The following is a 5,061-nucleotide window of genomic DNA, read 5'->3' on the forward strand; positions in this document are numbered from 1 at the left end:
GGTCCGCATCGACACCGTGCACACCCACGGGACCGGGTGCTCGTTGTCGGCGGCGGTCGCCGCCCTGCGTCCCCGACGGGACGGCTGGGACCGTCCATCACCGTCACCGATTCGCCGACCTCGAAATCGACCTCGATGGTGGGCTTGGCCTTGGTCTCGCCGACGGTCCGCTACATGTGCTCGGGAGCCTCCACGCCCAGCAGGTCCAGGCCCTGCACCAGGACCCGGAAGGCCACCGACACCAGCGCCAGGCGCGACTCGCGCTCGGCCTCGGTCGGGGCGGTCAGCACCGGGCAGTGCTCGTAGAACGCCGTGAGCGTCTGCGCCAGCTCGAACAGGTACGCGGAGAGGCGGTGCGGCTGGAGCAGGGCGCCGACCTGCTCCACCACGGCGCCGAACTCCAGCAGCTTGAGCGCGAGGTCGCGCTCCGCGCCCTCGGAGACGGTGATCCCGCCCCGGGGCGAGGACAGGTCCAGCCCGCCCTTGCGGAAGATGGACCGGATCCGCGCCTGCGCGTACTGGAGGTAGGGGCCGGTGTTGCCGGTCAGGGCCAGCATGCGGTCGAAGTCGAACGTGTACTCGGTGTCGTGGGAGACCGACAGGTCCGCGTACTTGACCGCGCCGATGCCCACCTGGCGGGCGATCTCGGCCTGCTCCTCGGCGCCGAGGTCGGGGCGGTTCTCCGCCACGACGGCGGCGGCCCGCTCGACGGCCTCGTCCAGCAGCGCCATCAGGCGGACGGGCGCGCCGCTGCGGGTCCGCAGGATCTTGCCGTCGCCGCCGAGCACGTTGCCGATCTGCACGTGGGTGACCTCGACGCCGTCCGGCAGCCACCCGGCCTTGCGGGCGGTCGCCCACACCATCTTGAAGTGCATGGCCTGCGGGGCGCCGACCACGTACAGGATGCGGTCGGCCTTGAGGTCCTCCACGCGGTGGCGGACGGTCGCCAGGTCGGTGGTGGCGTAGCCGTAGCCGCCGTCGCTCTTGCGGATGATCAGGGGGACCGGCTTGTCCTCGCGGCCGATGAAGCCCTCCAGGAACACGCAGAGCGCGCCCTCGCTGACCTCCGCGATGCCCTTGGCCTCCAGCTCGTCGCAGACGTCGGCGAGCACGGCGTTGTAGGTGCTCTCCCCGGCGAGGTCGTCGTCGGTGAGGGTCACCCCGAGCTTGGCGTACACCTTGTTGAAGTAGACCCTGGACAGCCCGACGAGCTCGCGCCACAGGCGCAGGGTCTCCTCGTCCCCGCCCTGGAGGGCCACCACCCGGCGGCGCGCACGCGCGGCGAAGTCGTCCGCGCCGGGCCCGGAGGAGTCGAACTTGGTGCGCGCCGACTGGTAGAAGGCGTTGGGGTCGCTGGTGAGCAGGTCCGCCTCGGCGGACTCCTCGCCGACCTCCAGCAGGTGCTCGATGAGCATGCCGAAGGGGGTGCCCCAGTCGCCGATGTGGTTCTGCCGGATGACGTTGTGGCCCAGGAACTCCAGGGTGCGGGCGAGGGAGTCGCCGACCACGGTGGTGCGCAGGTGCCCGACGTGCATCTCCTTGGCCACGTTGGGCGCGGAGTAGTCGAGGGGGATGTCGAGGCGCTCCTGGACGGGGACGCCCACGCGCGGGTCCTCCAGGAGCAGGCGGGTCTGGTCCGCGATCCAGTCCTCGCGCAGCGTCAGGTTGATGAAGCCCGGCCCGCTGACCTCGACGGCGCGGCAGACGTCGGCCACGTCGAGGTGCTCCATGATCGCCGCGGAGACCTCGCGCGGCTTTCGGCCCAGGCGCTTGGCGAGCGCGAGGGCGGCGTTCGCCTGGTAGTCGGCGAACTGGGACGGGCGGATGACGGGGTCGGTGTCGGCGAACTCGGGGCCGAAGGCGGCGCCGAGGGCGGACTGGACCCGTCGCGAGAGTACTTCCTGCGGGTCGGCCATGCCCCTAAGCGTACCGACCTGAGCCCCCTGTCCCCGCCCCTCGCGAGGTGACACGGCACGGGGCCCTCTCCTGCGCCCGGGAGCGGGGCGCGCGGCCCGGCCCGGATCCCGCTCAGCGGCCCTCCGGGGCCGGCGGCAGGGCGCCGGGAGGGGACGGGGGCGGGGCCTCGGACTGGGCCAGGCGGTGGAGCCAGTTGGAGGAGCGGTGGTGCACCCGGCGGCGGATCTGCTCGCCGATGCGGCCGCCTGCCAGGTCGTGCGCCAGCTGGCAGGCCCGGGCGACGCCCTTGGCCCGGCTGTCGCCGTGGGCGATGACCACGGTTCCGTTGAGGCCGAGGAGGGCGGCGCCGCCGTAGGTCTCGCTGTCGAGCCGTTCGCGCAGGCGGCGGAGCGCCTTGCGCTGGAGCAGGGCCCCGGCCTTGGCCGCGGCGGTGGAGGTCAGCGCGTCGCGGACGAGGTCCATGGCGAAGGCGGCGGTGCCCTCCACGGACTTGAGGGCGACGTTGCCGGTGTGGCCGTCGGTGACCACCACGTCGACCTTGCGGGCGAGGAGGTCGTGGCCCTCGATGTTGCCGCGGAAGTCCATGGACGGGGAGCCCTCCGCCGTCGCGGACAGCAGTTCGGTGGCCCTGCGGACGAGCTTGTTGCCCTTGCCCGGCTCGGACCCGATGGTCAGCAGGCCCACGCGCGGACGGCGCACGCCGAAGGCGGTCTGGGCGTAGGCGCAGCCCAGGTGGGCGAACTGGACGAGCATCTCGGGCTTGGCGTCGGCGTTGGCCCCGGCGTCCACCATGATCGTCGGCGTCTCGCCGGTGGGGAGCGTCACGGCGAGGGCGGGGCGCAGGACCCCGGGCTGGGTGCGCAGGCGGACGGTGGACGTCGCGACGATGCCGCCGGTGGAGCCCGCGGAGACGAGGGCGTCGGCGTCGCCGCGCCGGATGAGGCGGCAGGAGACGGCCGCGCTGGAGCGGGGGCGGCGCCAGCTGGCGAGGGCGCCCTCGTGCATGGCCAGGTTGTCCTCGGCGTGGACGACGGGGATGTCCCGCAGGGCGCCCTCCTCGGCGAGGAGGGAGGCGATCTCGGTGCGCCTGCCCACGAGGAGCACACGGAGCCCGAGTTCGCGGACGGCCATGACGGCGCCCTTCACGATCTCGGAGGGCGCGTTGTCACCACCCATGGCGTCCACGGCGATGATCGGCGGAGAGGTGCGGGATGGGGCGGGCGCTTCCGCGTCGGATGTACCAGTCAACTCGGTGCTTCCCTCACGGGTCGTGGTGGGCGTTCCGCACTGTGTGCGCGCAGGTCCCGTTGTTCCGGCGGCGCCGGAGGGCACGTGGGGGCCAGGGGCGCGCGAGGGTGTGGTGCCACGCTACCGGTTCGCTCCCGGGGCGACGCCGTAAGGCCTGTTCGTCCACTCATGCGAGGATACTTCCCGTATGTCCTGGTCAGGGCTGGACTTGGCGTGAGATGGGTACAAAAGCCCTAATCCGGGTATATCCGCTCGCTGGCTCAGGGCCTCATCACGCTCCGAGAGCGTAGGACAACCACACTGGATCACCGTTCCGGAGGTCGACCGGTGCACCCGCACCGGAGCCGCCGGATCAGGGCTGCCCGATTGCCCGGGGGCGGCCCTGCACACACACAGGAGAGGAGAAGCGTGAGCGTTACGCCAGACGTGGCACAGTCCCCGTCCGCCGGACGTCGGTTTCGTGCCTACACGACGAAACACCTCGACGAGCTCACCGCGCGAGCCGGTCTCGCCGCCGATGAGCGACTCGCGGTGCAGGCGGTGGCCACGGTGCTGCCGTTCCGCGTCAACAGCTACGTCGTCGACGAGCTGATCGACTGGGATGCCGCTCCGGACGATCCGATCTACCGGCTGGTCTTCCCACAAGCCGACATGCTGCCCCCGGGCGACGTGTCCAGGATGTCCGACCTGCTGCGTTCCGGCGCTCCGCGCAAGGAGCTCAACGACGCGGCCAACCGGATCAGGGCGAGTCTGAACCCGCACCCGGCGGGACAGATGGACCTCAACGTGCCGAAGACGGCCGACGAGGAGCCCATCCCCGGCGTCCAGCACAAGTACAAGGAGACCGTGCTCTTCTTCCCCAAGCAGGGGCAGACCTGTCACGCGTACTGCACGTACTGCTTCCGCTGGGCCCAGTTCGTCGGCGACGCCGACCTCAAGTTCGCGTCGAGCGAGATCGACCAGCTGGTCGACTACGTCCGCACGCACCCCGAGGTCACCAGCGTGCTGTTCACCGGCGGCGACCCGATGATCATGGGCGAGGGGGTGATCTCCCGCTACATCGAGCCGCTGCTGGAGATCGAGCACCTGGAGGCCATCCGCATCGGTACGAAGGCGCTGGCCTACTGGCCGCAGCGCTTCGTCACCGACCCGGACGCCGACGACACCCTGCGCCTCTTCGAGAAGGTCGTCGCGTCGGGCAAGAACCTCGCGTTCATGGCCCACTTCTCGCATCCGAACGAGATGCGTCCCGAGCTGGTCCAGGAGGCGGTCCGCCGCGTCCGCTCGACCGGGGCGGTCATCCGCACGCAGGCGCCGCTGATCCGCACGATCAACGACGACCCCGCCGTGTGGGAGAGCATGTGGCGCACCCACCTGCGGCACGGGATGGTCCCGTACTACATGTTCGTGGAGCGCGACACCGGTCCCCAGGACTACTTCGCGGTCCCGCTCGCCGAGGCCTACGAGATCTTCCGGGGCGCCTACACCAAGGTGTCCGGGCTGGCCCGCACGGTGCGGGGGCCCTCGATGTCGGCGACGCCGGGCAAGGTCTGCGTGGACGGCGTGGCGGAGGTGGCGGGCGAGAAGGTCTTCGTCCTGCGCTTCATCCAGGCCCGGGACCCGGAGCTGGTCGGCCGCCCCTTCTTCGCCAAGTACGACGAGAAGGCGGCGTGGCTGTTCGACCTCAAGCCCGCCCTGGGCGCCACCCACTTCCCGTGGGAGGCTCCGCCGGTCGGCGGGAGCGGAGGACCGGTGGACCCCACCCGCCTGTAGGAACCGCCCGTCCGCGGAGCGGGGCCCGGGCACAGGGCATCGGAAGGACCGCGGAGGCCCGGCGGGGCCGCGCCGGCGGCCCCGGCCGGACGCGACGGAGCCCGGCACCACATCGTGGTGCCG

At 71.8% G+C, this 5,061-nt stretch carries 3 protein-coding genes; 1 reads left to right on the forward strand and 2 read right to left on the reverse strand.

Features of this window, described 5'->3' with window-relative positions; all coding sequences use genetic code 11:
• Nucleotides 1-170: 170 nt before the first annotated feature.
• Together argS and plsX are read right to left on the reverse strand one after the other, a co-directional pair.
• Complete coding sequence (gene argS, locus ACWGL3_RS30880; RefSeq protein ID WP_267947974.1) at nt 171-1,916, reverse strand: arginine--tRNA ligase; 1,746 nt, start codon at nt 1,914-1,916, stop codon at nt 171-173.
• 112 nt (nt 1,917-2,028) lie between these two features.
• Nucleotides 2,029-3,165: a phosphate acyltransferase PlsX gene (plsX, locus tag ACWGL3_RS30885; RefSeq protein WP_267947975.1), complete on the reverse strand. Its 1,137-nt coding sequence runs from the start codon at nt 3,163-3,165 to the stop codon at nt 2,029-2,031.
• A 426-nt stretch (nt 3,166-3,591) separates the two neighbouring features.
• Between plsX and ACWGL3_RS30890 the strand changes: the two genes are divergently transcribed.
• Nucleotides 3,592-4,938, forward strand: a complete 1,347-nt coding sequence (locus tag ACWGL3_RS30890; protein ID WP_267950233.1) for a KamA family radical SAM protein — start codon at nt 3,592-3,594, stop codon at nt 4,936-4,938.
• Nucleotides 4,939-5,061 lie beyond the last annotated feature (123 nt).

It is taken from the genome of Nocardiopsis sp. NPDC055824 (assembly GCF_053616335.1).

What these genes read in the sequence shown, in the direction of transcription:
- argS (WP_267947974.1), bottom strand. Translation starts at nt 1,916, where the DNA reads ATGGCCGACCCGCAGGAAGTACTCTCGCGACGGGTCCAGTCCGCCCTC.